26 protein-coding genes are annotated in these 24,636 nt (G+C 69.9%); 11 read left to right on the top strand and 15 right to left on the bottom strand.

Annotated elements, in window-relative coordinates; genetic code table 11:
* The first annotated feature begins 3 nt into the window (after positions 1-3).
* Positions 4-1,461: an MDR family MFS transporter gene (locus DCE93_RS04010; protein WP_108596577.1), complete on the top strand. Its 1,458-nt coding sequence runs from the start codon at positions 4-6 to the stop codon at positions 1,459-1,461.
* Positions 1,462-1,526: 65 nt separating this feature from the next.
* On the opposite strand, the gene DCE93_RS04005 is transcribed toward DCE93_RS04010, so the two are convergent.
* Positions 1,527-3,215, bottom strand: a complete 1,689-nt coding sequence (locus DCE93_RS04005; protein ID WP_146184933.1) for a substrate-binding domain-containing protein — start codon at positions 3,213-3,215, stop codon at positions 1,527-1,529.
* 266 nt (positions 3,216-3,481) lie between these two features.
* On the opposite strand from DCE93_RS04005, the gene DCE93_RS04000 reads away from it, so the two are divergent.
* Complete coding sequence (locus DCE93_RS04000) at positions 3,482-4,132, top strand: phosphoribosyltransferase (RefSeq protein WP_108594746.1); 651 nt, start codon at positions 3,482-3,484, stop codon at positions 4,130-4,132.
* 27 nt (positions 4,133-4,159) lie between these two features.
* On the opposite strand, the gene DCE93_RS03995 is transcribed toward DCE93_RS04000, so the two are convergent.
* The gene (locus DCE93_RS03995; RefSeq protein ID WP_108594745.1) at positions 4,160-4,999 is read right to left on the bottom strand and encodes a putative protein N(5)-glutamine methyltransferase; all 840 of its coding nucleotides are present in this window, start codon (positions 4,997-4,999) and stop codon (positions 4,160-4,162) included.
* 184 nt (positions 5,000-5,183) lie between these two features.
* Here DCE93_RS03995 and DCE93_RS03990 point away from each other — a divergent pair, with 184 nt between their 5' ends.
* Together DCE93_RS03990 and DCE93_RS03985 are read left to right on the top strand one after the other, a co-directional pair.
* Positions 5,184-7,142, top strand: a complete 1,959-nt coding sequence (locus tag DCE93_RS03990) for an anthranilate synthase family protein (protein ID WP_108594744.1) — start codon at positions 5,184-5,186, stop codon at positions 7,140-7,142.
* Between the two features lie 89 nt (positions 7,143-7,231).
* A complete protein-coding gene (locus DCE93_RS03985) occupies positions 7,232-7,690 on the top strand; it encodes a hypothetical protein (RefSeq protein WP_146184932.1) in 459 nt (152 codons plus the stop codon).
* Positions 7,691-7,762: 72 nt separating this feature from the next.
* Here the strand turns inward: DCE93_RS03985 and DCE93_RS03980 are convergent, their stop codons facing one another.
* The 5 genes from DCE93_RS03980 to DCE93_RS03960 all read right to left on the bottom strand — a co-directional run bounded on the left by DCE93_RS03980 (position 7,763) and on the right by DCE93_RS03960 (position 11,812).
* On the bottom strand, positions 7,763-9,439 hold the full coding sequence (locus DCE93_RS03980; RefSeq protein WP_108594742.1) for an ABC-F family ATP-binding cassette domain-containing protein: 1,677 nt from the start codon (positions 9,437-9,439) through the stop codon (positions 7,763-7,765).
* A 29-nt stretch (positions 9,440-9,468) separates the two neighbouring features.
* Positions 9,469-10,329 carry an Fpg/Nei family DNA glycosylase gene (locus DCE93_RS03975; protein WP_108594741.1) on the bottom strand — a complete coding sequence of 287 codons (861 nt, stop codon included), beginning with the start codon at positions 10,327-10,329 and terminating at the stop codon, positions 9,469-9,471.
* Positions 10,330-10,387: 58 nt separating this feature from the next.
* Positions 10,388-11,245, bottom strand: coding sequence for a DNA-formamidopyrimidine glycosylase family protein (locus tag DCE93_RS03970; protein ID WP_108596576.1), 858 nt, complete (start codon positions 11,243-11,245; stop codon positions 10,388-10,390).
* A gap of 92 nt (positions 11,246-11,337) precedes the next feature.
* Complete coding sequence (locus DCE93_RS03965; protein ID WP_108594740.1) at positions 11,338-11,595, bottom strand: DUF6458 family protein; 258 nt, start codon at positions 11,593-11,595, stop codon at positions 11,338-11,340.
* Positions 11,596-11,629: 34 nt separating this feature from the next.
* Complete coding sequence (locus tag DCE93_RS03960; protein ID WP_108594739.1) at positions 11,630-11,812, bottom strand: CsbD family protein; 183 nt, start codon at positions 11,810-11,812, stop codon at positions 11,630-11,632.
* A 245-nt stretch (positions 11,813-12,057) separates the two neighbouring features.
* On the opposite strand from DCE93_RS03960, the gene DCE93_RS03955 reads away from it, so the two are divergent.
* Both DCE93_RS03955 and DCE93_RS03950 read left to right on the top strand, forming a co-directional pair.
* Positions 12,058-12,933: a hypothetical protein gene (locus tag DCE93_RS03955; protein WP_108594738.1), complete on the top strand. Its 876-nt coding sequence runs from the start codon at positions 12,058-12,060 to the stop codon at positions 12,931-12,933.
* Between the two features lie 96 nt (positions 12,934-13,029).
* Positions 13,030-13,257 (top strand): hypothetical protein, encoded by a 228-nt coding sequence (locus DCE93_RS03950; protein WP_108594737.1) that lies wholly within the window; start codon positions 13,030-13,032, stop codon positions 13,255-13,257.
* A 20-nt stretch (positions 13,258-13,277) separates the two neighbouring features.
* Here the strand turns inward: DCE93_RS03950 and DCE93_RS03945 are convergent, their stop codons facing one another.
* Positions 13,278-13,583 (bottom strand): NIPSNAP family protein, encoded by a 306-nt coding sequence (locus DCE93_RS03945; protein ID WP_108594736.1) that lies wholly within the window; start codon positions 13,581-13,583, stop codon positions 13,278-13,280.
* A 170-nt stretch (positions 13,584-13,753) separates the two neighbouring features.
* On the opposite strand from DCE93_RS03945, the gene DCE93_RS03940 reads away from it, so the two are divergent.
* Positions 13,754-14,098, top strand: a complete 345-nt coding sequence (locus tag DCE93_RS03940; RefSeq protein ID WP_108594735.1) for a LysR family transcriptional regulator — start codon at positions 13,754-13,756, stop codon at positions 14,096-14,098.
* An 11-nt stretch (positions 14,099-14,109) separates the two neighbouring features.
* Here the strand turns inward: DCE93_RS03940 and ychF are convergent, their stop codons facing one another.
* From ychF to DCE93_RS03930, 3 genes are read right to left on the bottom strand one after another with little or no spacing between them, the layout of a single operon-like run.
* Entirely contained in the window at positions 14,110-15,183 is a 1,074-nt protein-coding gene (ychF, locus tag DCE93_RS03935) for a redox-regulated ATPase YchF (RefSeq protein ID WP_108594734.1), read from the bottom strand.
* A gap of 6 nt (positions 15,184-15,189) precedes the next feature.
* Complete coding sequence (locus DCE93_RS14870) at positions 15,190-15,321, bottom strand: hypothetical protein (protein ID WP_268876783.1); 132 nt, start codon at positions 15,319-15,321, stop codon at positions 15,190-15,192.
* A 45-nt stretch (positions 15,322-15,366) separates the two neighbouring features.
* A complete protein-coding gene (locus tag DCE93_RS03930; RefSeq protein WP_108594733.1) occupies positions 15,367-16,164 on the bottom strand; it encodes a class I SAM-dependent methyltransferase in 798 nt (265 codons plus the stop codon).
* Between the two features lie 158 nt (positions 16,165-16,322).
* Between DCE93_RS03930 and DCE93_RS03925 the strand changes: the two genes are divergently transcribed.
* The gene (locus DCE93_RS03925; protein ID WP_108594732.1) at positions 16,323-16,940 is read left to right on the top strand and encodes a 3'-5' exonuclease; all 618 of its coding nucleotides are present in this window, start codon (positions 16,323-16,325) and stop codon (positions 16,938-16,940) included.
* A gap of 55 nt (positions 16,941-16,995) precedes the next feature.
* Positions 16,996-18,357 carry a DNA recombination protein RmuC gene (locus tag DCE93_RS03920; protein ID WP_108594731.1) on the top strand — a complete coding sequence of 454 codons (1,362 nt, stop codon included), beginning with the start codon at positions 16,996-16,998 and terminating at the stop codon, positions 18,355-18,357.
* 24 nt (positions 18,358-18,381) lie between these two features.
* On the opposite strand, the gene DCE93_RS03915 is transcribed toward DCE93_RS03920, so the two are convergent.
* The 4 genes from DCE93_RS03915 to DCE93_RS03900 all read right to left on the bottom strand — a co-directional run bounded on the left by DCE93_RS03915 (position 18,382) and on the right by DCE93_RS03900 (position 22,840).
* Positions 18,382-19,014, bottom strand: coding sequence for a MurR/RpiR family transcriptional regulator (locus DCE93_RS03915; RefSeq protein ID WP_108594730.1), 633 nt, complete (start codon positions 19,012-19,014; stop codon positions 18,382-18,384).
* 164 nt (positions 19,015-19,178) lie between these two features.
* The gene (locus DCE93_RS03910) at positions 19,179-20,558 is read right to left on the bottom strand and encodes an MFS transporter (protein ID WP_108594729.1); all 1,380 of its coding nucleotides are present in this window, start codon (positions 20,556-20,558) and stop codon (positions 19,179-19,181) included.
* A 123-nt stretch (positions 20,559-20,681) separates the two neighbouring features.
* A complete protein-coding gene (glpX, locus tag DCE93_RS03905; RefSeq protein WP_108594728.1) occupies positions 20,682-21,683 on the bottom strand; it encodes a class II fructose-bisphosphatase in 1,002 nt (333 codons plus the stop codon).
* A gap of 143 nt (positions 21,684-21,826) precedes the next feature.
* On the bottom strand, positions 21,827-22,840 hold the full coding sequence (locus tag DCE93_RS03900; protein WP_108594727.1) for a fructose-bisphosphatase class II: 1,014 nt from the start codon (positions 22,838-22,840) through the stop codon (positions 21,827-21,829).
* Between the two features lie 105 nt (positions 22,841-22,945).
* On the opposite strand from DCE93_RS03900, the gene fbaA reads away from it, so the two are divergent.
* Positions 22,946-23,974 carry a class II fructose-bisphosphate aldolase gene (gene fbaA / locus DCE93_RS03895; protein WP_108594726.1) on the top strand — a complete coding sequence of 343 codons (1,029 nt, stop codon included), beginning with the start codon at positions 22,946-22,948 and terminating at the stop codon, positions 23,972-23,974.
* Between the two features lie 7 nt (positions 23,975-23,981).
* Positions 23,982-24,626 (top strand): DUF6264 family protein, encoded by a 645-nt coding sequence (locus tag DCE93_RS03890; RefSeq protein WP_108594725.1) that lies wholly within the window; start codon positions 23,982-23,984, stop codon positions 24,624-24,626.
* Positions 24,627-24,636 lie beyond the last annotated feature (10 nt).

Raw genomic sequence — 24,636 nt, 5'->3', positions numbered from 1 at the left:
ACGATGCATGAACACTCCGATGTCGAGGCGCTGCACGGTGCCCGCAACAACCGGGTGATCTGGCTCCTGCTCGCCGCCTCCTTCGTCGTCATCCTCAACGAGACGATCATGGGCGTCGCGATCCCGCACCTCGTCGACGACCTCGACATCTCCATCTCCGACGCCCAGTGGCTCACGACCGCCTTCATGCTCACGATGGCCGTCGTGATTCCGATCACCGGCTACCTGCTTCAGCGCTTCGCGACGCGGCCGATCTTCATCGCCGCCATGAGCCTCTTCTCGGCGGGCACGCTCATCGCCGCCCTTTCGCCGGGCTTCGAGGTGCTCCTGCTCGCTCGCGTCGTGCAGGCGAGCGGCACGGCCATCATGATGCCGCTGCTCATGACCACCCTCATGACGCTCGTGGCACCGAGCGATCGCGGCCGCCTCATGGGCCGCGTCTCCATCGTCATGTCGGTCGCGCCCGCGATCGGGCCGACCATCTCGGGCCTCATCCTGAACTCCCTGTCGTGGCGGTTCATGTTCTGGCTCGTGCTGCCGATCGCGCTCGTGATGCTCGTCATCGGCATCCGCCGGGTCGAGAACGTCAGCGAGCCGCGCGCGATCCCCATCGACGTCTTCTCGGTGGTGCTCTCGGCGTTCGGGTTCGGCGGCGTGGTCTACGGGCTCAGCCTCATCGGCAGCGAGACCGGCGGCAGCGTGCTCGGCGCAGCGCCGATGTGGATCGCACTCACCGTGGGCGCGCTCGGCATCGCCGCATTCATCTGGCGGCAGATCGCCCTGCAGCCCGACGATCGGGCCCTGCTCGACCTGCGCACCTTCCGCTCGGGCAACTTCGCGGTCTCGATCGGCCTGATGGCGATCATGATGGCGGCGCTCTTCGGCACGATCATCCTGCTGCCGATCTACCTGCAGAACGTGCTGCACCTCGAGCCGATCACGACCGGCCTCCTGCTGCTGCCCGGCGGACTCATCATGGGCCTCCTCGGGCCGACGGTCGGCCGGCTCTTCGACCGGCTCGGGCCGACGCCGTTGCTCGTGCCCGGCTCGATCGTCGTGAGCGCGGTGCTCTGGTCGCTCACCCTCGTGACCGACCAGACGTCGCCGTGGCTCCTGCTGATCGCGCACATCGCCCTCTCGGCGGGTCTCGCCTTCATGTTCACGCCGCTCTTCACCTCGGCCCTCGGCTCCGTCGAGCCGAGGCTCTACTCCCACGGCTCGGCGATCGTGGGCACGGTGCAGCAGGTCGCCGGCGCCGCCGGAACGGCGCTCTTCGTGACGATCATGGCGGCGCAGTCCCTGACGAGCGCGTCGACCGGGGCGACGGCCGAGGTCGCAGCCGCGTCGGGCATCAGGGCGGCGTTCCTGGTCGGCGCGATCCTCTCGCTCGCGGCGATCGTCGGCGCGTTCTTCGTGCGCAAGCCCGCCGACATGATGGAGGGCGCACCCGTCGCCCACTGATCGGGTGCCGAGCAGCACGAACGAAGGGGCCCGGCCGATGCCGGGCCCCTTCGCCGTGCACGGGGTCAGCCGCAGTCGGGGCGGCAGCTGCGCTGCGAGAGCGCGTCGACGAGCACGGTGCCGAGATCTTCGGGCTTCGACGCCGAGTATGCGGCGCCCTTGGTCGCCTGCGCGATGCGCTGCATCGCCGCGAGGTCGGTGTCGGGGCCGAATCCGATCATGATGACGGGCACCGGTTTCGCCGGGTCGTCGATCTTGGCGAGTTCGCCGAGCAGCGTGTCGAGGTCGATGCCGTTCTCGTCTTCGTTCCTGCCGTCGGTGAAGAGCAGCACCGAGTTGACCTTTTCGGGGTCGTAGGTCTCGCGAACCCGCTGCACGGCGGCGAGCGTGGTGTCGTTGAGTCCGGTCGCCCCGCCGAGCCTGGTCGGCAGCGACTGGATGATGCCGGCGATCTCCTGCATGTGCGCGGCATCGCCGAGCGGTGCGATCGGCGAGAGGTCCTCGTAGTCGAGCTCGCCGTTGCGTGCGGTCGAGAACACCCAGACGCCGAGTTCGACCTCGCCCGAGAACTTCTGCATCGCCCCGACGGCGGCCTGCTGGAAGATGTCGATTCGGCGCAGTCCGTTCTCTGCGGGCTCTTCCATCGAGCCCGACACGTCGATCACCGCGAGCATGCGCGAGCGCAGCGTGAGCACCGACCAGGCGCGGAGGATCTCGAGCTGGGCAGCGCCGTCGAGTGCCGCCGTCGCCGCGGGGGCCTCGGCACCGAGGCCGGCGATGTCGAGCTTGCCCGTGCCGTCGGGGCTGCGGAATCCTTCGGCGGCGAACGTCTTCGCGCTCGCGCGCACCTCTGCCTCGAATGCGTCGACGAATTCTGCCCGGGTCGCCGGCGCAGATTCGCCGGACTCGGCGTCCGCCACGGACAAGTGCACGAAGGGATAGTCGAGGGAGACCGTGCCGTCGACGGGGTACGCGGCCACGAGTCCTTCGGCGGGATCGTCGAGGTTGTAGGCCGCCACCTGGGCCTCGCTCGTGACCACTACTGCCGGTTGCTGAGCGGCGCTGAGCGTGCCGAACGCGGCGCTCGTCGATGCCGGAATGGACTTGCCGAGCTCGATCATGGCCCCCGCGAACTGACGCGGGTCGTCTTGCGAGGTGTGGCCACGCAGGGCGAGGAGGCCGGCGAGGCTCGCCGCGGACGCCTCGGGGTCGGGCAGGATCGTCGGCAGCGCACCGCCGAGCACGCGCGCCCAGCTCACCGGTTCGCTCGCGAGCTCCGTCGCCTTCGTCGCGGCGCCGGCGAAGACGACGGGCGAGGAGGCGATCGAGCTGCCCACTTCGACCTCGGGCAGCGACTGGCCGAGCGAAGCGGCCGTGGCGTTCATGCGGTCGAGCCAGACGCTCGATTCGGGTACCCACACGTCTGCCTCGGCTCCGCCGGAGGCGACGACCGCGGCCGTGTCGGCCGAGTCCTGCGCGATGATCTCGGTCGACAGGCACAACTCGGAGGCCTCGTCGAACTGCTCGGCGATCTCGGTGAGCGCGGGCGCGATGGACGTGTCGGCGACGACGACGACCTTCTCGGTCTCGGCGCACCCGGGGTCGGCCGAGGCGAAGATCGGATTCAGGTACCCGCCCACCCAGAGGAAGACGCCTGAGGCGACGACACCGACCACGACAACGGCACCGATGATGGACAGGATGAGCTTGCGGCCCGGCATCTTCACCGGTGCCACGACAGCATGACGTCCCAAGGGGGGCACTCCAAACCGACGGGTGGGGGTCCCGCCGAATCCTTTGTACGGGTTCCCCTCGCGGGGAAGGATTTCGTTCAGTGTAGGCGAGGAGACCGGAGACGCGAACTTCGCTCGGATTTCCCGTCCTCACCCGGTATCGGGCACCCGACGCCGAGCCGGAGCGCTTGGCACCGTCTCGTGATGGTGCGAGCATTGGAGGTGAGCACGATGGAGCTGCGCGGGTCAGCACCGCCAAGCTGGCGTCGGCAGCTTGGACGCACGTCATGGAGCACTTCCTCAATCGCGTAGACGCCGGTCGGCGTCTCGCCGCCGCACTCGAGAGCGTCGACCTCGAACGCCCGGTCGTGCTCGGCCTGCCACGAGGCGGCGTACCCGTCGCCGCGCCGATCGCTCAGGCCCTCGGCGCACCGCTCGACGTGCTCGTGGTGCGAAAACTCGGCGTGCCTGGTCAGCCCGAGGTGGCGATGGGGGCGATCGGCGAGCAGGGGGCTCGGGTGCTGAACGACGACATCATCGACTCCGCCTACGTCTCCCCCGGCGAACTGCGCGCGATCGAGCGCGGCGAGCGCGCCGAACTCGAGGTCAGGATCGCGCGCTTCCGCGGCGGTCTGCCACCCGTCTCCCTCGACGGGCGCACCGCGGTGATCGTCGACGACGGCATCGCCACCGGCGCCACGGCGCGCGTCGCCGCGCAGGTGGCGAAGGCCCGGGGCGCGGCTCGCGTCGTGCTCGCGATGCCGGTCGGGGCTCCCGACGCGCTCGGCTCGCTCGCGGCGGATCCCGAGGTCGACGAGATCATCTGCCTCTCGGCACCGCGCGGCTTCATGGCCGTCGGCATGCACTATCTCGACTTCAGACAGACCACCGACGACGAGGTCGCCGAGCTGCTCGCCGCGGCGCGCTCGGCCGATTGAGGCGAGCGGCTGAGACCTGCGATCGCGTCACCCCACCGGGTTCCGCACTCCGATCACGACGGTCGCGTCGGCGTCGGCGTCATGCAGGATTCGTGTCGCGAGACCACCCGCCTCGAAGAGCGCACGCGCGACCGGCGCCTGGCGTTCGCTCGTCTCGATGAGCACGGAGCCGCCGGGCGCGAGCCACGAGCGAGCGGATGCCGCGACCCGGCGATGCACGTCGAGTCCGTCATTGCCCCCATCGAGCGCCAGCCGGGCCTCGTGGTCGCGCGCCTCGGGGGGCATCATGGCGATCGCCTCGCTCGGCACGTAGGGCGCGTTCACCGCGAGCACGTCGATGCGCGCGCGAAGCTCGACCGGGAGCGCGTCGTAGAGGTCGCCTTCGAACACGAGACCGCCCTGCGGTTCGAGGTTCATGCGCGCCGCCTGCACGGCGATCGGGTCGAGGTCGGCGGCGACGAGGTGCACGGGGCCCGCGGCATCCATGACCGCCGCACCGATCGCGCCGGTGCCGCAGCAGAGGTCGACGACGACCGGTGCGCTGACGGCAGCATCTCGTGCGGCCGCACCGGCCCGGCCGTCATGGCCGGCGAGCACCGCGACCGTCGCGAGTCGCGCTGCCTCGGCCGCGAGCAACTCGGTGCGCCGACGCGGCACGAATACGCCCGGCAGCACCCGGATGCGAAGACCCGCGAACTCGGCCCAGCCGAGCACGTACTCGAGCGGTTCGCCCGCGGCGCGGCGTGCGACCAGGCGATCGAGCTCGGAATCGTCGTCGCTCGCCTCGACGAGCAGCCGGGCTTCGTCTTCGGCGAAGACGCAACCGGCGGCGCGCAGGCGGGTGACGATCTCGGTCTCGGCAGGCATCCCTCGAAGAGTATCGGCGCGGCACGGGTGCGTGGTGTTAGAATCCATGGCATGACCTCGTCGAACCAGAGCTGGTGGCCCGCCTCCTAGGCGGCCACGCGTTTCGACGTACTGACGACCGCCCGAGGGCGGTCGTTTTCGCGTAGGCGGGGGCGGCGCCCGAGGGCCCGACCGGAGAATCCCCATGACGCGACTGCTCGCCGCCCTGCTCGCCACCGCCGATCCCGTGCCCTTCGCCGTCGTGCGCCGAGAGCACGAGCAACGACTCGACGTGCTCGTGGGCGACGTGGTCGACGTCGACCGGCTCGCCGACATCCCGCTCGACGGCGCCGAAGTGCTCGCCTTCGTGCCGTTCCGGCAGGTGCGCGAGCGCGGCTTCGTCGCACACGACGACGGGGCTCCCCTTCGCTGTCTCGTCGTGCGCGACCGCGAGTCGATCGACGTCGATGAGGCCATCGGCATGCTGCCGGAGCATCCGCTCGCCGTCGACGGCCTCGACGTCGACGTGAGCGACGCCGAGTACGCCGCTCGGGTGCGCCGGGTGATCGACGAGGAGATCGGGCGCGGCGAGGGGGCGAACTTCGTGATCCGGCGGGAGTTCACGGGAGGCATCGATGCGCCGGCGGGCCGTGCGGTGCTCGGCTGGCTGCGGTCGCTGCTCGAGCACGAGATAGGTGCGTACTGGACCTTCGCCGTGCACACGCCGGGCCTGTCGGCCGTCGGGGCGACGCCCGAACGGCACGTCTCCTCGATCGACGGCCTCGTGTCGATGAACCCGATCAGCGGCACCTTCCGGCATCTCGACGGGCCGCCCGACGACGACGAGCTGGTGACCTTCCTCGGCGACGTCAAGGAACGCGAAGAGCTCGTGATGGTCGTCGACGAAGAGCTGAAGATGATGAGCGCGGTCTGCCCCACCGGCGGGCGCATCCGCGGCCCGTTCCTGAAGCGGATGTCGCGGCTCACCCACACCGAGTATCTCCTCGAGGGGCGCAGCGACCTCGACCCGCGCGAAGTGCTCCGCCGCACCATGTTCGCCCCGACGGTGACGGGGTCGCCGATGGGCAACGCCTGCACCGTGATCGCGCGGCACGAGTCGACGCCGCGCGGGTACTACGCGGGCGTGCTGGCGCGCTTCACGCCGACGGCCGGCGGATACGACCTCGATGCGCCGATCCTCATCCGCACGGCGTACGTCGACGGCGCCGGCCGGGTTCGAGTGCCGGTCGGAGCGACCCTCGTGCGCCACTCCGACCCCGCGGGCGAGGTCGCCGAGACCCATGCGAAGGCCGCCGGCGTGCTGACGGCGCTGGGCGCGATCCCGCGCCCGACGGCGCCGGCCGCTTCCGCCGCGCCGGGCGCATCCGGAACCCCTGCGGGTGGCACCGTGCAGCGGGGCACCGTGCAGCGGGGCACCGTGCAGCGGGAGCGCGAGCGCATCGCCACGCTCCTTGACTCGCGCAACGATCACCTCGCGGCATTCTGGGGCACGCCGCAGGCGAGCCACCCCTCCCGCGGCGCCACCGCGCTCGTCATCGACGCCGGCGACGACTTCACGACGATGCTCGCGCACCAGTTGCGACACCTCGGCGTCGAGGCCCGCGTCGTGCCGTGGAACGAGGCCGAGCCCGCGGCATCCGACGACCTCGTCGTCTTCGGTCCCGGCCCGGGCGACCCCCGCGATGAGTCGGACGCCCGCATCGCCCGGCTGCGGGAGCTCATGGCGGCGCGCCTCGCGAGTGGCGCGCCGCTGCTCGCCGTGTGCCTCAGCCACCAGGTGCTCGCGACACTCGCCGGGCTGCCGCTCGCCCCGCTGCCGGCCCCGCGCCAGGGCGTGCAGCTCACGGTCGAGCTGTTCGGCGAGCGCGCCGCGATCGGGTTCTACAACACGTTCACGGCCTCCGCCGCGAACCGGTCGCTGACGCCGCGATTGGGTCTCGAGGTGGCGGCGGATGCCGCAACGGGCTTCGTGCACGCACTCCGCGGGCCGAGCGTGGCCTCGGTGCAGGGCCATCTCGAGTCGGTGCTCTCGCCCGACGGGCTCCGCACGCTCGAGCGGATGCTGGACGAGCTGCTGGGTGCGGCAAGCCCGGCCGCGGAGCCGATTCACCAGCCGAAGAAATTGGTCGCGCAGGCGGGATAATGGCGCACAACGCCGCGTTCCGCAAGGCGTTGCCACGATGGGCTCGACCGGCTTGGCTTGGTGTGACCGACCTGAGGAGGCGGATCACCGTGGAAACCAGCACCATCGTCTGGATCGTCATCGGCGTCATCATCGTCATCGCGATCATCGTGATCGTGATGATCATGACGAGTCGGCGACGCCGGGAGGCGCAAGTCGAGGCCGGCCGCAGGAAGGCGGCAGATCTGCGGCAGAGCGCCGCCGAGACCGACGCCGCGGCACGTCAGCGTGAAGCGGATGCCGCTCGCGCCGCCGCTGCGGCCAAGCAGGCCGACGCCGAAGCGGCGCAGGCCCGTCTCGACGCCGAGCGACTCGCGCGCGAGAGCGCCGATCGTCAGTCCGCAGCCGCGGATCTCCGAACGGAGGCCGATGACCGGCTGCGGAAGGCCGACACGCTGGATCCCGACGTCAAGGTCGTGGACGACCGTCGTGTCGACGACGACCGCCGTGTCGACGGCGACCCTCGTGTCGACGACGACCCTCGGCGCGGGGAGTCTCGGGCGACCTGAGCGCTTGATCGACCGTGGCCGCGCCGCGCTCGGCGGGAATGAGGCGCCTGCTTCCCGCGGGCGGCCCCCGGGTCAGAGATCGGCGACCCGCCCGGCCTCCACGTGCCAGCGGCGATCGAGTCGCACGTGCTCGAGCATGCGGCGGTCGTGCGTGACGAGCAGCAGCGTGCCCTCATAGGACTCGAGCGCTTCTTCGAGCTGCTCGATCGCGGCGAGGTCGAGGTGGTTCGTCGGTTCGTCGAGCACGAGCACGTTGACGCCGCGCGCCTGCAGCAGGGCGAGCCCGGCTCGGGTGCGCTCGCCCGGCGAGAGTGCGTCGACCGGCCGCAGCACGTGATCGGCCTTCAGGCCGAACTTCGCGAGCAGCGTGCGCACCTCCCCGGCCGAGAACTCGGGCACGAGGGCTTCGAAGGCCGCCGCGAGCGGCGCTTCACCGGTCAGCTGCGTGCGCGCCTGGTCGATCTCGCCGATGGCGACGGATGCCCCGAGGCTCGCCGTTCCGGCATCGGCTGCGCGCCGGCCGAGCAGCAGTGCGAGCAGCGTCGACTTGCCAGCCCCGTTGGGGCCGGTGATGCCGATGCGCTCCCCCGCGTCGACCTGCAGTGAGACCGGGCCGAGCGTGAAGTCGCCCTGACTGACGACTGCCTCGTTCAGCGTCGAGACGACCGAGCTCGAGCGGGGAGCCTCACCGATCGTGAACTCGAGCTGCCACTCCTTGCGCGGCTCCTCGACCTCATCGAGTCGCGCGATGCGGCTTTCCATCTGGCGCACCTTCTGCGCCTGCTTCTCGCTCGACTCGGTCGCGGCCTTGCGGCGGATCTTGTCGTTGTCGGGCGATTTCTTCATGGCATTGCGCACACCCTGGCTCGACCACTCGCGCTGGGTGCGTGCCCGCGCGACCAGATCGGCCTTCTTCGCCGCGAACTCGTCGTAGTCGTCGCGTTGATGGCGCCGGGCCGTGGCCCGTTCCTCGAGGTAGGCGTCGTAGCCGCCGCCGTAGATGCGGTTCGACTGCTGGGCGAGATCGAGCTCGAGAACCCTCGTGACCGAGCGGGCGAGGAACTCGCGGTCGTGACTCACGAGCACGACCCCGCCGCGGATGCCGCGGACGAACGCCTCGAGTCGTTCGAGTCCGTCGAGGTCGAGGTCGTTCGTGGGCTCGTCGAGCAGCACGAGGTCGAATCGAGAGCAGAGCAGGGCGGCGAGGCCGACGCGGGCGGCCTGCCCGCCCGAGAGCGAGGTCATCATCGAGTCGGCCGAGAGGTGGGCGTCTCCGCCGTCGAGGCTCAGCCCGAGTTCAGCGAGCACGGCCGGCAGCCGCTCGTCGAGATCGGCCGCGCCCGAGGCGAGCCAGCGTTCGAGGGCGACGGAGTACTCGTCGGCGGGGTCGGGGGCGCCGGGCGCCGGGGCATCCGTCGAAGCCAGCGCCATCGCGGCCGAATCGAGGCGAGCGGATGCCTCGGCCGCCCCAGTGCGCCGTGCGACGTAGGCCGCGATGGTCTCGCCCTCGATGCGCTCGTGCTCTTGCGGAAGCCAGCCGACGAAGGCGTCGGCCGGCGACAGGTGCACGGAGCCGGCTTGCGGCTCGAGCTCGTCGGCGAGGATGCGGAGCAGCGTGGACTTGCCCGCGCCGTTGACGCCGACGATGCCCACGACATCGCCGGGGGCGACTGTGAGATCGAGGTCGTCGAAGAGTGTGCGGTGGGCGTAGCCTCCGGCGAGGCCCTGGGCCACGAGTGTTGCGGTCACCGGTCAACTGTAGTCAGCCGGCGGGCAGGCTACTTCACGAGTCGTGAGAGCACTCGGTCGGCGAGCGGCTTGCCGCCGGTCTGGCAGGTGGGGCAGTACTGGAAGGTGGAGTCCGCGAAGATGACCTGGCGAATCGTGTCGCCGCACACCTCGCAGGTCTCGCCGGTGCGCCCGTGCACGCGCATCGCCCGGCGCTTGGCGTCTTTGAGCTCGGCGGGCGGGCGACCGGATGCCTCGGCAACCGCCTCGGCGAGGGTGTCGCGGAGCGCGCCGTACAGTCGTTCGACCTGCTCGGGAGTGAGCTTCGCCGCGAGGGCGTAGGGCGACATCTTCGCGGCGTGCAGGATCTCGTCGGAGTACGCGTTGCCGATGCCCGCGAACACGGACTGATCGCGCAGCACCCCCTTGATCTGCGTGCGGCGCCCGTCGAGGATGCCAGCGAAGTCGGCGAGGGTGAAATCGGGCGCCGTGGGGTCGGGCCCGAGCCTCGCGATGCCCGGAACCTCGGCTGGGTCGCGAACGACGTACACGGCGAGCGATTTCTTCGTGCCGGCCTCGGTCAGGTCGAATCCCGAACCGTCGTCGAGCCGCGCGCGCAGGGCGAGTGGCGACCGGCCGGGCTTCACCGGCGTCGCCGGCACCTCGTTGTACCATCGCAGCCACCCCGCCCGCGCGAGATGGAAGATCAGGTGCACCTCGCCGGCGTCGAAGTCGATGAACTTGCCGTGGCGCAGCACCCGTTCGATGCGCTGGCCCTCGAGCGCCGACAGCGGCGGATCGAAGGTCTTGAGCGCCGAGATCGCCGCGACCCGCAGCGAGGCGAAGGCATGCCCTGCCACGCGCTCATCGAGGAACGCGGCGAGCGCGTGCACTTCGGGAAGCTCCGGCACACGACCATCCTGCACCCGCCGTCCGACATCGGCAGCAGTTCGGCGCCCGGATCTGCGGCTACGCGGAGCGCAGCGGCAGGCGTTCGCCGCCCGTCTGGCACGTCGGGCAGTACTGCGCCGTCGTGCTCGCGAACGAGAAGTCGAGCACGGTGTCGCCGCAGACCGGGCATGCTTCGCCGGCCCTGCCGTGCACGCGCATGGCAGCGACCTTGGCGGCCTTCAGCTGATCGATCGGCACACCGCGCTGCGTGTCGATCGCGGCGGTGATGATGCCCACCGTCGCCTCGAAGAGGCGATCGAGCTCGGCATCCGTCAGCGATGCGGCATGCGCGACGGGTGAGATCTTCGCCGTGTGCAGGATCTCGTCGGAGTACGCGTTGCCGATCCCGGCGAGCGACTCCTGTTCTTGCAGCACGGCCTTCACCTGCTTGCGGCGGCCGGCGACCATCTGGTCGAAGTCCGCCCGCGAGAACGCCGGATCGGCGGGATCAGGGCCGAGCTTGGCGACCGCCGGAACGTCGCGCGGGTCATCGACGACCCAGCAGCCGAGCGACACCCAATCACCGGCATCCGTGAACTCGACGACCGCGCCGTCGTCGAAGGTGAAGGCGACGAGCGTCGGCGGGGCATCTGCGGCCGGGGCATCCGCTTCAGGGCTCGAGTATCGCGCCCAGCCATGCCGACCGAGTGAGACGATCAGGTGCTGTGCGTCGACGTCGCTGGCGCCGACGCGGATGTCGACATGCTTGCCGTGCCGCTCGACGCCACGCACCCGCTCGCCGCGAAGCGACGACGGAGGCCTCGCGCGCGTCTTCGTCGCACGGAACTCGACGACGTCCACGCCAGTGAGCTCGTGGCCCGACAGCCGGGCGCCGAGATCCTCGACGAGGGCCTGCACTTCAGGCGACTCTGGCATGACGCCAGCCTCCCACATCGGTCGCGTCGGCGCCCCAGAACGGGTCGAGCGGATGCCGCGCCCCCGCGGCATCCGCTCTTTTCCCCCTCAGGTCACACCTCGGGAGGCGTCACCTGGTCTTCGGTGCGCGTGACGCGCTGGCCTGCCACCGGATCGGCGGTCGTGCTCGTCGTGGAGATGCTCCGTCGACGGCGCATCATGAAGATGAGGCCCAAGATGATGACGACCGCCCCCGCGATCATCAGGATGTAGCCGACGAGATCCAGGTCGATCCAGTCGACCGTGACGTTCAACGCGAAGGTGAGAACCGCGCCGATCGCCACGAGCAGAATTCCGAGTCCGATACTCATGTCCGTTGCCTCCGGTCCTGCTCGATCGTGGGGTCTACTTCGTGCCGTCCTCGAATGCGTCCTTAACCTTCTCGGCCGCCTGCTTCGCGTCGGCCTTGACCTGGTCGGCCTTGCCCTCCGCTTCGAGGCGCTCGTTGTCGGTCATCTTGCCGATGCCCTCTTTGGCTTTTCCGGTCAGTCGTTCGGCCGTGTTGCCCATATCGTCCTTGGCGCTCATGGCGTCCTCCTCAGGAATCGGTGTCGGTCGGCGCGCCGGTTGAGCGCGTCGACACATCCACCGTAAGCAGGGGGCATCGCGCCGGCCAAGGGGTTGACAAAGCCTCGCCGTTCGGGCAATTCGTGCGCGACCGCACGCCTCACCGGGAAACCGGCCGAGCCGACGAACCCGAGCCCGCGGTCTCATCGAGATGACCCCACATGGTGGCACTGTTCACGGAGTGATCGTCACCCTATGATCACGCTGTGGAACCGAACACGGCGCGGCACGTTCTGCGCATCAGCCCTGAGGCAGCCCTCACTTCCGAGCTCATCGAGGCATCGTTCGCGCGCGAGAGCTGGGCGAGGCATCCGTCTCTGTATTCCGACCCCGACGACCGCATCGCCGCCGAAGCGTGGGCGGCGACCCTCGGCTCGGCCCGTACGGAACTGCTCCGGCTCGTCGCGCCCGCCGCGCCGACCTGGCAGCCGCCCGGACAGACCATCTCACCCGCAGGGCAACCGCCTGGGGCGACCGCTCCTGAGACCTGGCAGCCGCCCGGCGCCACGCCGACGCACGCGACGATGTCTTCGCTCCAGGTGCACACCAGCGCTCCGCCGAGAGCCGATGAGTCGAACGCTCAACCCGGGCGCCGCCTCTCGCGCGGCGCGATCGTCGGGTTCGTCGCCGGCGGTGTCGCGTTGCTGCTCGTGATCGTGGGAGCCGTTTGGGGCATCTCGGCCGCTGCGCCGCGCATCGTCGAGTCGATCCAGGCCGAAGTCGAGGAACTCGAGACGGCAGCCTCGGATGCCGCCGTCGATCGTTATTACTCGGGCGAGACGCTCTTCACCTTCCCCGCCGCCTTGGAGGTCTACGGCGACGGTCGGTACAGCGGCCGATGCAGCAGTGACTTCGCACAAGGATGCTGGCAGATGGCCCTGTTCACCGAACAGAGCTGCACGTCGATGGAGGTCGTCCTGGCCTTCAGCGACGACGAAGCCAGCCCCACGCCGCAGCTGACGACGCCGACCTACGAATCCGACGTCGAGGGCAACGCCGCGACCGTCGTCGTCTTCGGCAACGACGATTACACGTTCGGTTGGATCACCGACGTGATCTGCCACGACGAGGCGGTGAGCTGAGCCTCACGTCGGCGAGGCGATTCCTGGGACATCGGCGTCGTCCGAATCCGAATCCACGCAGCACTGAATGTCGGTGGATACTGAGACACTCTCATCATGGAGGCGATCGAACTACGACAGACCCGGCAGCTCGCGGTCGGCGACACCTTGATCAGCACCTCTGGCAGCACCTACGAGGTCACGAAGCTCACGCGCATCGGTCGCGGCATCCGGGTTCACTACCTGTCGACCGACGGCCGCGCCGGGCGCTTCACCGCTGCCCCAGAAGCCGTCAGCCGGGTGCTCGGCGGCCGGCTTGGCGCTTCGGCGCCACACGTCGCCTGATCCCGACGCGGCTCCCTCAGTCAGTCGAAGAGCGGAGAGACGAAACGCCGTTCGTAGCGCCGGATGCACTTCGTCTCGACCGCGAACCGGTACGCCTCGATGCACTCCGCGTCGTCCGCCGCGGCCAGCCGGTACTGCTCATAGTCGGCGAGCGACGGGAAGGTGAACAGCGCGAACGCCTCATCGCTGTCGCCTTCGCTGGGAAGGAAGTAGCCGTGGTGCACGCCGCCGAGGCGGTTGACCAGTCGGATCCAGCGCTGGCCGTACTCACGGAACTCCGCGAGCTTGTCGGCATCGATCTCGTAACGCAGGTGCACGGTGATCATCAGGGTCGACTCGTCTCTGTCAGCACGCTCCGCACGGCGCGGAGCTCGCAACGAGTATCTCGGCGGCGATGCGGCCCAGTCCAATCGAATCGCGATGTCGCCGCGTCGAGCACCGACTCACGTAGCCTGAAGTCCGGCCGCGATTCGCGCGGTCCGACGAAAGGCTCCCCGTGAACATCACCCTGCTTCGACGTTTCGTCGCCGTCGCTGAGGAGCTGCACTTCCCGCGTGCCGCAGACACCCTCGGCATCCCGCTCGCTTCTCTGTACTCGTCGATCGAGAAACTCGAAACCGAGGTCGGGCACCCGCTCGTCACCCGGCAGGGCGAAACGCAGCTGACGAAGGTCGGAATCCTCTTCCTCCACGAGGCCAGGGAGGAGATCGCCGCGGCACCCGCTCCCGCCGAGAAACCCGTGGCGAAGGCCGGCGGCAAGGCGAAAGCCTCGAAGGGCCAGGGCCGTGCCCCCATCGTGAAGGGGAAGCCGAAGCCCTACAAGAAGCGTCAGGGGCGCTGACCCGAGCAGGGTCAAACGTTGAAGCGGAACTCCACCACGTCGCCGTCCTGCATGACGTAGTCCTTGCCCTCCATGCGGGCCTTGCCCTTCGCGCGGGCCTCGGCCACCGAGCCGGTCTCGACGAGGTCGTCGAACGAGATGACCTCGGCCTTGATGAAGCCGCGCTCGAAGTCGGTGTGGATGACGCCGGCCGCCTGCGGCGCCTTCGCGCCCTTGGGGATCGTCCAGGCGCGCGACTCCTTCGGGCCGGCCGTCAGGTACGTCTGCAGGCCGAGGGTCTTGAAGCCGATGCGGGCGAGCTGGTCGAGGCCCGACTCCTCCTGCCCGGTCGAGGCGAGCAGTTCCGCCGCGTCGGCCGGGTCGAGGTCGATGAGCTCCGACTCGATCTTCGCGTCGAGGAAGACCGCCTCGGCGGGGGCGACGAGCGCCGCGAGCTCCGCCTTCTTCGCGTCATCCGTCAGCACCGCCTCATCGACGTTGAAGACGTAGATGAACGGCTTGGCGGTGAGCAGGCCGAGCTCCTTGATGGGGGTCAGGTCGACGGATGCCGCGGAGAGCGGCGTGCCCTTCTGCAGCACCTCTTGCGCGGCCTTCGCAGCCTCGAGCACCGAGGGGTCGATCTTCTTGCCCTTGAGTTCCTTCTCGAAGCGCGGGATGGCGCGCTCGAGCGTCTCGAGGTCGGCGAGGATCAGCTCGGTGTTGATCGTCTCCATGTCGGCCTTCGGGTCGACGGCGCCCTCGACGTGCACGACGTCGTCGTCGGTGAAGCCGCGAACGACCTGCGCGATCGCATCGGCTTCGCGAATGTTCGCGAGGAACTTGTTGCCGAGCCCCTCACCCTCGGAGGCGCCGCGCACGATGCCGGCGATGTCGACGAACGACACGGCCGCAGGCAGGATGCGCTCGGAGCCGAAGATCTCGGCGAGGGTCTCGAGCCGCGGATCGGGCAGGTTCACCACGCCGATGTTCGGTTCGATCGTCGCGAACGGGTAGTTGGCCGCGAGCACCTGGTTCTTGGTCAGCGCGTTGAACAGGGTCGACTTGCCGACATTCGGGAGACCGACGATTCCGATGGTGAGTGCCACGGGGGTCTATCGTACCGGCACGCCGGTCGCGGCATCCGCTCTGCTCTGCCGCCCGACCCTGAGGGTCAGGTAGACGCCAAGCAGCACGAGCGCGCCGCCTGCCATCGTGACGGGTTCGAGCGTCTGGCCGAGCAGCACCGGCAGGAGGTTCAGGATGCCGGCTCGCGCGGGGCCGGCGCGAACTCACTTCGCCAGTCGCGTGCGGAAGCACCGGGTGATGTACGGCACGACGAGTTCGTCGGCACCGGCGACTTCGGTGTGCGTGGTGAGCAGCGTCTCGAGCGCCGCGATCGTCGCGTGCTGCTCCTCTGCTGAGGCCGTGATGAAGTAACTGCGCGAACGCACGAGGTCGAGGAACCCCTCACGCGACATCCGTGCACCCCACTCGACGGTGTGCTCCGCGATCTCGCCGAACGGCCGGCCCACCTTCGCGTAGCTCTCGAACGTGGCGCTCGCGTCGTGCCGTTCGTGCATGATCTCGCCGGCCTCGCGCACCCAGTCGATGCGGGTGTCACGGCTGTTCCAGACGAGACCGAGCACGCCACCCGGCTTCAGCACCCGCGCGATCTCGGGGATCGCACGAGCCGGCTGGAACCAGTGCCAGGCCTGACCGGCGACCACCGCGTCGACCGCGTCGTCTTCGATCGGGATGTCCTCTGCGGTGCCGAGGATGCGCGGGACGCCCGGCACCGCGACCTCGAGTTCTTCGAGCATCTCCTCGACCGGATCGACGGCGATCACCTCGCGATCGAGCGCGACGAGCGCCTCGGTGAGCTTGCCCGTGCCGGCACCGAGGTCGAGCACGCGGGTCGCATCCCCGATGAGCCATGCGACCGCCTCCACCGGGTAGCCGGGCCGGGCCGCACGGTAGACGGATGCCGCCGCGCCGAAGGATCGCGCACTCTCGAGTGTCGCGGGGTCGGCGGGGTCGGCGACGAGGCCGTACCGGCCCGCCGGCGTGGCCACGGTTCGCTCGTTCATCGGGATCCTCTTCTCGCACTCGTGCAGTGCCGTGACACCCGGTCGACGCTCGGGTCAGGGCCATTCCACGCCCTGCCCGTGGCATCCGTCAACCTCTGCCTCAGCGACGCGCGGGTCGGTCGGCCTGTCGTGTCGGCCGAACATGGGACGATGCCTGTGTGCCAGTGGACTTCACCGCGATCGACTTCGAAACCGCCAACTCCTCTGGCGCCTCCGCCTGTTCGGTCGGACTCGTGAAGGTGAGCGCCGGGCGCGTCGTCGACCGCGAGCACTGGTACATCCGCCCGCCGTTCCCGCACAACGAGTTCTCGGAGTGGAACATCCGCATCCACGGCATCACCCCAGAGATGGTGGCCGGTGCATCGGATTGGCGAGTGCACCTGCCGGCCCTGCGCGAGTTCGCCGGCGACGACATGCTCGTCGCGCACAACGCCGGTTTCGACACGAGCGTCATCGCGAAGACCTCGGCCGCGTTCGGCCTCGAGGTGCCCGACTTCCGCTACCTCTGCAGCCTGCAGGTGGCCCGTCGCACCTACCACCTCGACTCCTATCGCCTGCCGGTGGCCGCCAAGGCCGCGGGGTTCGAGGGCTTCTCGCACCACGACGCGCTCGCCGACGCCGAGGCGTGCGCGGCGATCATCGTGCACGCCGCCGAGCGGCACGAGGTCGACGACCTCGAACGACTGGCGCACATCACGCGGGTGAAGATCGGCGCCATCGGACCGGTGGCCACGCGCGACGACCGTGCAGCGCACGGCCCGATGGCCTTGCAGTAGCGGCCCGCCGACGCATCGACCCGCCGATGTCGGCGGCCCCTGCGACACTGTCGGCATGGACATCCTCGCCCTCGTCACCGGCCTCCTCGTCGGCATCGCCCTCGGCGCGCTCGTGGCGGCGCTCGTGCTGCAGCGCCGTGCCGCGCAGGCCTCCGTCGAGGCGCCGGTCGCCGAAGACCCCGCGCTCGTCGAAGCCCGCATGCAGGCGAGGCTCGCCGAGGTGCGCGTCGGCGAAGAGGCGGCCAAGGCGGTGCTGCGTGAAGAACTCGCCTCGACGCAGGCCACGGCCGAGGCATTGCGCGAGCAGATCGTGCTCGCGCAGCAGCAGTACCGCGAGCTGGTCGAGCGCCAGCGTGCCGAGGTGCAGGCGCGTGAGACTCGCGATGCCGCCGAGAGCCGGGTGCTGCAGGCGCTCGCCCCGGTCAAGCAGACGCTCAGCGACATGCAGTCCAAGGTCACCCAGCTCGAGTCCCAGCGCAGCCTTCAGCACGGTGAGCTCGCCCAGCAGCTGAAGTCCGCCGCCGAGTCCGAAGAGCGGCTTCGGGCCACGGCGGAGTCGCTCGCGTCGGCGCTGCGCTCCAACAGCACTCGAGGTGTCTGGGGTGAGACTCAGCTTCGCAGCGTGGTCGGGGCCGCCGGCCTCATCGAACGAGTCGACTTCGACCTGCAGTCGAGCATCTCGAGCGATTCCGGCGCCGGCCGCCCCGACATGGTCGTGCGCCTGCCCGGCGGCAAGTCGATCGCGGTCGACGCGAAGGTGCCGTTCACCGCGTACCTCGAGGCGAGCCAGATCCCTGCGACGGCGAGCGGCGCAGATGCCGCGAAGCGGGTCGATTTCCTCAAGCAGCACGTCGCGGCCGTGCGCGCCCACGTCACGGCGCTCGGCTCGAAGGGGTACTGGAACGGCCTCGACGCCTCCCCCGAGCTCGTGATCGCCTTCATCCCGAGCGAGTCGCTCGTCTCGGCGGCGCTCGAGACCGACCCGAGCCTCATGGAGTTCGCCTTCTCGAAGCGGGTCGCCCTCGCTTCACCGGTCACGCTGTGGTCGGTGCTGAAGACGGTCGCGTTCTCATGGCAGCAAGACGTGCTGACCAACGAGGCGAAGACCCTGTTCGACCTCAGCCGCGAGCTCTACTCGCGCCTGTCGACCACGGCGAGCCACATCGAGAAGCTCGGCCGCACCATCGAGCGCAGCGTGAAAGATTACAATTCCTTCGTCGGCTCCCTCGAACGTCAGGTGCTGCCGACGGCGCGCAAGCTCGGCGCGCTCGACGAGTCGAAGGTGCTGGCGCCGCTCCAGGGCATCGAAGAGGCGCCGCGCGAACTCACGGCGTTCGAGCTCGTCTCCACCACGGGCGCCGACCTCGACCCCGAACTGCGCCGGCAGCTCGAGACGCCCGATGGCGCCGACGACTGAGCCGACACGATCGAGACCGCTCGGTCAGTCGTAGTACAGGTCGAGGCTCTCGCTCAGCCGATCACGTTCCTGCAGGCGCCGACCCGCGCCCTTCGCGCTGGCCGTCGTCAGGGTGACGAGCAGGTGGATGACGAGCGCGACCGTCGTGGGCGAATTCGCGAACGACGCGCTCTCGGTGTTGACGATCAACCGCTCCTGCGCCACGGAACTGAGCGGCGCATCGGGTGAATCGGTGATGACGATGACCGTGCCGCCGGCTTCGGCGAATCGCCGTGCGATGTCGACCGTGTACTTGCGGTAGCGCGAGAGCGAGATCGCCACGAGCACGTCCGTCGAGCGCACATCGCTCAGCACGTCGAGCGGCCTCACGATGGTGCCATCGATGAGCGAGACGTTCGCGAGCCCCGCGCTCAGTTCGATCGCGAGCAATGAGGCGTAGGTGAACGACTTGGCCGTGCCGAGGATGAACCGGCGACGCGACGCCACGATCAGCGCGGCGATCCGCTCGAACGAACCGTCGTCACGAGCCCAGTCGAGGGCGGCGAGATATCGCTCACGCTCCTGCTCGACGACGCGCCGCTTCAGCAGCTGCGCCGAGCGCCGCTGAACTCGCGCGTCGTACCCCTCATGAGGACTCCCGGGAGCGCCTGTCGCCATGTCACCCCTTCCGATGCAATCGTGCCCGGTCGTGGGCGGCGGCGACGACAGCGACACCCCACGCACGACCCCGATTTGGGGTCATTCTCAGCTCGTTCACTCGGAGAACACCAGTCCGTTCCGAATGGGTAACCGAAGCGTCATCCAAACGGGTCGAGCAGTGGCTATCGGGGTTCGGGGTCTTCGCGCGAGCCGAGCTCGGCCACGTGCGGCTCGTCGACCGGCGGATCGAATCCGGCTGCGGCCTCTGCTCCGGTCACCGGCTCGGCGTCGAGCATCGCATCGAGCGGATGCGCGATCTCGTCTCTGCCGAGGCGGGCGAACGCGAGTGTCGCGATCGCGAGCACCGGCGAGACGAGGCCGGCGATGAGAAAGGCCGGTGCGATGCCGATCCATTCGCCGACGGGGCCGGCCACGGCCATCGAGATCGGCATGAGCGCGAGCGAGACGAAGAAGTCGAGGCTCGACACCCGGCCGAGCATCGCAGGAGGCACACGCCGCTGCAGCAGCGTGCCCCACACGACGCTCGCGCCGGAGAACAGGAGTCCGCAGATGAAGAGGGCCACGATCATCACCCAGAGCCACGAGGTGAACCCGATGATCGCGAGCGGGAGGCATCCGAACCCCCACGCCAGGATCATCAGCGTGAGGTACCGGCGTGGCAGCCGCATCGAGGCGACGGCGAGCGAGCCGATCGCGCCGCCCACGCCGAACGCGGCGAGCGCGAGCGCGAAGGCACCGGCCCCGCCGCCGGTCTGGTCTTTCACCGCAAACGGCAGGAGCACCTCGATCGGCCCCATGATGACGAACACCAGCAGGATCGAGAACACGAGCGTCGCGAAGAGCCACTTCGTGCGCAGCAGGTAGGCGAATCCGTCGCGCAGGTCGATGAACGTCTGTCGCACCGGATGCACCGCCGGCCCGTCGAGCACTCGCCGCACCGGCGTCGTGCGCATGACGCCGAGCACCACCGCGGCGACGACCTGCAGCCCTGCGACCGCGGCGAACGCGAGCCACGGCCCCTGCACCGCGATGAGTGCGCTCGCGACGGCCGGGCCCGCCGCGTTCATCACCGAGGGCCGCAGCACTCCCTCGATGCCGTTGGCGGCCAGCAGCTGCGACTCGGGCAGGATCGCGGGCAGCCAGGCGGAGTACGCGGGGTAGAAGAACCCGTCGGCCACGCCGAGCACGAACGAGATGACGGCGATGTGCCATACCTCGATGAGTCCCGTGACCGCGAGCATCGCCGCGACCGAGAACCCGACCCCTCGCACGATCTCGACGGTCAGCAGGATGCGGCGCTGGGGAATGCGGTCGGCGGCGACCCCGCCGAAGAGCACCGCGAGCACGAGTCCGAGACTCGAGCCGACCGCGACGAACGAGAGGTCGACGGGCGTGCCGCCGAGCTCGACGACCTGCCAGACGGCGGAGACGATCCAGGCGCCGGCGCTCAGGAGGGACGCGGCGAGAGCCGCCGTAAGCAGGCGGTACTGGCTCGACCCGAACGGTCGGAGCGCGCGCGGCAACCGGTCGGCGCTGGTCATCCGTCCATCATGGCGCGGGCCACCGACAAGCGCACCACCCGAGGCGCCGCGTCACGGCAAGCGCGTACAGCGACCACGTCACGGCGACCGCGTCACGGCAAGCGCGTCACGGCACCGCCGGTCTCAGAGCAGGTCGTCGACGAGCCACTTCTCGGCGAGGTGATCGGCAAGCACGCGCCGGATCGTGCCCGACTTGCCGCGCAGCACGATCGACTCCGTGCGGATGATCGGCCCCTTGCGCGAGACGCCGTCGACGAGCTCGCCGTCGGTGACCCCCGTCGCGACGAAGAAGGTGTTGTCGCCCTTCACGAGGTCGTCGAGTTCGTAGACCTGGTCGCAGTCGAGACCGGCCGCCTCGCCGCGCGCCCGCTCGGCGTCGTCGTTCGGCGCGAGGCGCCCCTGCATGAACCCGCCGAGCGCCTTGATCGCACACGCGGTGGTGATGCCCTCGGGGCTGCCTCCGATGCCGACGCACATGTCGATGCGCGAGTCGTAGCGCGCCGCGTTGATGCCGCCCGCGACGTCGCCGTCGCTGATCAGGCGGGTACCGGCGCCCGCGGCGCGGATGTCGGCGATCAGCTGCTCGTGGCGCGGGCGGTTGAGTACGGCAACGCGCATCTCGCCGATCTGCTTGCCCTTGGCCGCGGCGAGTGCGCGCAGGTTCTCGCCGATGGGCTTGCGGATGTCGACGACGCCGATGCCCGAGGCATCCGTCACGATCTTGTCCATGTAGAAGACGGATGACGCGTCGAGCATGGAGCCGCGGTCGGAGACGGCGATCACCGAGAGGGCGTTCTGACGCCCGGCCGCCGTCAGCGAGGTGCCGTCGATCGGATCGACGGCGATGTCGCACGCGGGGCCCCGGCCGTTGCCGACCCGCTCGCCGTTGAAGAGCATCGGCGCGGCATCTTTCTCGCCCTCGCCGATCACGACGACACCGTCGAAGTTCACCGTGCCGAGGAAGGCGCGCATGGCGTCGACGGCCGCACCGTCGGCGCCGAGCTTGTCGCCGCGGCCGATCCACGGGGACGACCTGATCGCCGCAGCCTCGGTGGCCCGCACGAGTTCGAGTGCGATGTTGCGGTCGGGGTGCAGGTAGAGGGCTGCCGTATCGGTGCTCACCATCGAGGGTCCTCCCGGACGCTAGTGCGGCCGGTCAGTCGAGACCGGCCTTGAACGATCATCTCCAAGCCTAGGCAGCGTCCGCCCGATTCTCGCCCGCTTTCAGGGGCGAAGCGGTGAAAGAATGTGCATTCTTAACCCGGCGTTCACGGGAGTCGCCACTCGCCGATCTTCGGGTCGACACCCGGGCCGGCGTGCCAGATGCTGACCGCTGCACCGCCATCGGCGGCGACCCGGACTCCCGGCATGGCCGCGCCGCCGGGTGCACACCCGGTCAGCGCGGCGAGGAACACCCACGCTGGTGCGCCGCACAGCTCGGTCAGCCGCCAGACCCGGTCGAGATCGAGGCCTCCCTCGACGAGACGCTCGCGCTCGGCACCCGACTGCGGTGCGAGTCGTGCCCACATCGAGCCGCCGAGCGCCCGCACCGCCGCAGCGGTCAGCACTCCTTCGGGCGCCCCGCCGATGCCCGAGACGAGGTCGGGCCCCGGGTCGCGCCCGGCGGCGCGCAGGCTCCGCTCCACGTCGCCGTGCACGAAGAGCTCGACGGATGCCCCCGCAGCCCGCGCCTCGGCGACGAATCGCGCGTTCCTCGGCCGCTCCTGCACGGCGACGCGCACCTCGTGCGCCGGCACGCCTCGAGCCGCCGCGATGCGGGCGACGAGTTCGCCGGTCGAGGCGCCGGCCGGGGCATCCGGGAGCCAGGTCACGTGCTTCTCGAGGTAGTGGGCCGTGCCGAGTGCGGCGAGCGAACCGCGCGGCGCGACGGCGAGCACGACCATCGCGCCGGGCGCTCCGGCCGCGGCGAGCCGGGTTCCGTCGATCGGGTCGACGGCGAGGTCGAGCCGCGGTGCGGTGGCCGCCTCCGCGTCGGCGCGCGAGTCGAGACCCGGGGCACCGCCCGGCCGGATGCCTCGGCCGAACCGCTCCCCCACCCAGAGCATCGGTGCTTCGTCCTTCTCGCCCTCGCCGACGACGACGACCCCATTGACGTCGAGTTCGCCGAGTGCGGCGCGCAGTGCCCGAACCGCGAGTCCGTCGAGGCCGTGGCCGTCACCCGAACCGACGAGGGGCGACGCCGCGTGCGCCGCGAGCGCCGCGGCACGGCGGAAGCCGTCGACGAGTCCGAGTTCGACGAGGCGCAGCGGATCGATCGGCATCCGTCCATCCTGCCGCGACGTCGCGCCCGTGACATCCCACACCTGAGGCGCCCTCGCCAAGTCGGTAGACTCGACGCCAACCCCACAGTCGTCCGAAGGAGCACCATGCCCATCGCAACCCCTGAGCAGTACGCCGAGATGCTGGACACCGCGAAGGCCAAGGGCTTCGCGTTCCCCGCCTTCAACGTCTCCTCCTCGCAAACGCTCAACGCGGTGCTGCAGGGGCTCACCGAAGCCGGCTCCGACGGCATCATCCAGGTCACGACGGGCGGCGCCGACTACTTCGCGGGCCACACCGTGAAGGCCCGCGCGACCGGAGCCCTCGCCTTCGCGCGCTTCGCGCACGAGGTCGCCAAGAGCTACCCGATCATCGTGGCCCTGCACACCGACCACTGCCCGAAGCCGGCCCTCGCCGACTTCGTCTTCCCGCTCATCGAGGCGTCGGAGGCCGAGGTCAAGGCCGGCCGCAACCCGATCTTCCAGTCGCACATGTGGGACGGCTCGGCCGTGCCGCTCGGCGAGAACCTCGAGATCGCCAAAGAGATCCTGCCGCGCATGAAGGCCATCAACGCCATCCTCGAGGTCGAGATCGGCGTCGTCGGCGGCGAGGAGGACGGCGTCAGCCACGACATCAACGACAGCCTGTACACGACGCTCGACGACGCGATCGCGACCGTCGACGCACTCGGGTTCGGCGAGCAGGGCCGGTACATGGCCGCCCTCACCTTCGGCAACGTGCACGGCGTCTACGCGCCCGGCAACGTGAAGCTGCGCCCCGAGCTCCTGAAAGAGATCCAAGACGGGCTCGCCGCCAAGTACAGCACCGACGCCAAGCCGCTCGACCTCGTCTTCCACGGCGGCTCGGGATCGACCGATGCCGAGATCGCCGAGGCCGTCGCCAACGGCGTCGTGAAGATGAACATCGACACCGACACGCAGTACGCGTTCACGCGTTCGATCGCGGGCTACATGTTCGACAACTACGACGGCGTGCTGAAGGTCGACGGCGGCGTCGGCAACAAGAAGCAGTACGACCCGCGCGCCTGGGGCAAGGTCGCCGAGTCCGCCATGGCCGTGCGCGTCGCAGAGTCGACGCGTCAGCTCGGCTCCGCCGCCCAGTCGATCAGCGCGTAAGGCACGGATGTCGCAGAACGAGGCCGCTCGAACGCCCAACCACTCGGGCGACGCCGCGTCGACGCACGGCGGGGCGGGCAACCCGCCCGCCGTGCCGCCGCGCGACGAGCGGCCTCGTCCGCAGTACGGCGAGTACGCCCCCGAGGGCTGGACGTGGACGCCACCGGTCGACCGCGTCGCGGTTCCCGATGCACCGGTCGAGCCCGCGGCCGCCGGGCAGGCCACCGCTTCGGGCACCGCCGAGGGCGCCGTTGCCGCGACGGCGCGCCCGATCGACCGCATGTGGAGCATCGCGCTGCTCGTGATCGGCGTGTTCGGCGCCCTCTACAACAGCCTGGTGCTCTTCCAGCTTCCTGCCACGGCCCTCGAGTCGGCGAAGCTGTCGGCGTCGATGCTCGGAGTCGACGCGCCAACCGAGTTCACTCCCGGCCCGGTCGCGCCCGCGGCCATCATCGTCGGCATCGCCCTGCAGCTCGCACTGTGGGTCGGAGCACTCCTCTGGTCACGTGCGCGCCTGCGCGCCGGCCGCTCGGCATGGTGGATCCCGCTCCTCGCGGGCGTCGCGGCGTTCGTCGTGATGTTGATCGTCGGCATGATCGTGTTCTCGAGCGACCCCTTGTTCCTGCAGTCGCTGAGCCCCGCCCGACCATAGCGCGCGTCGA

The sequence above is a fragment of the Agromyces badenianii genome (genome assembly GCF_003070885.1).
In the GTDB taxonomy this organism is placed as follows: domain Bacteria; phylum Actinomycetota; class Actinomycetes; order Actinomycetales; family Microbacteriaceae; genus Agromyces; species Agromyces badenianii.
Note: the sequence above shows the minus strand (reverse complement) of the source record. Positions and strands in the feature narration are given on the sequence as shown.

Excerpts from the sequence above, each read along its gene's own strand:
- glpX (WP_108594728.1), bottom strand. The coding sequence starts at position 21,683 with ATGGTGAGCACCGATACGGCAGCCCTCTACCTGCACCCCGACCGCAAC.
- DCE93_RS03910 (WP_108594729.1), bottom strand. The coding sequence starts at position 20,558 with ATGACCAGCGCCGACCGGTTGCCGCGCGCGCTCCGACCGTTCGGGTCG.
- DCE93_RS04010 (WP_108596577.1), top strand. The coding sequence starts at position 4 with ATGCATGAACACTCCGATGTCGAGGCGCTGCACGGTGCCCGCAACAAC.
- fbaA (WP_108594726.1), top strand. The coding sequence starts at position 22,946 with ATGCCCATCGCAACCCCTGAGCAGTACGCCGAGATGCTGGACACCGCG.
- DCE93_RS03890 (WP_108594725.1), top strand. The coding sequence starts at position 23,982 with ATGTCGCAGAACGAGGCCGCTCGAACGCCCAACCACTCGGGCGACGCC.
- DCE93_RS03915 (WP_108594730.1), bottom strand. The coding sequence starts at position 19,014 with ATGGCGACAGGCGCTCCCGGGAGTCCTCATGAGGGGTACGACGCGCGA.
- DCE93_RS03945 (WP_108594736.1), bottom strand. The coding sequence starts at position 13,583 with ATGATCACCGTGCACCTGCGTTACGAGATCGATGCCGACAAGCTCGCG.
- DCE93_RS03965 (WP_108594740.1), bottom strand. The coding sequence starts at position 11,595 with ATGAGTATCGGACTCGGAATTCTGCTCGTGGCGATCGGCGCGGTTCTC.
- DCE93_RS03900 (WP_108594727.1), bottom strand. The coding sequence starts at position 22,840 with ATGCCGATCGATCCGCTGCGCCTCGTCGAACTCGGACTCGTCGACGGC.
- DCE93_RS03960 (WP_108594739.1), bottom strand. The coding sequence starts at position 11,812 with ATGAGCGCCAAGGACGATATGGGCAACACGGCCGAACGACTGACCGGA.
- DCE93_RS03970 (WP_108596576.1), bottom strand. The coding sequence starts at position 11,245 with ATGCCAGAGTCGCCTGAAGTGCAGGCCCTCGTCGAGGATCTCGGCGCC.
- DCE93_RS03990 (WP_108594744.1), top strand. The coding sequence starts at position 5,184 with ATGACGCGACTGCTCGCCGCCCTGCTCGCCACCGCCGATCCCGTGCCC.
- DCE93_RS03920 (WP_108594731.1), top strand. The coding sequence starts at position 16,996 with ATGGACATCCTCGCCCTCGTCACCGGCCTCCTCGTCGGCATCGCCCTC.
- DCE93_RS04000 (WP_108594746.1), top strand. The coding sequence starts at position 3,482 with ATGGAGCACTTCCTCAATCGCGTAGACGCCGGTCGGCGTCTCGCCGCC.
- DCE93_RS03995 (WP_108594745.1), bottom strand. The coding sequence starts at position 4,999 with ATGCCTGCCGAGACCGAGATCGTCACCCGCCTGCGCGCCGCCGGTTGC.
- DCE93_RS03950 (WP_108594737.1), top strand. The coding sequence starts at position 13,030 with ATGGAGGCGATCGAACTACGACAGACCCGGCAGCTCGCGGTCGGCGAC.
- DCE93_RS03930 (WP_108594733.1), bottom strand. The coding sequence starts at position 16,164 with ATGAACGAGCGAACCGTGGCCACGCCGGCGGGCCGGTACGGCCTCGTC.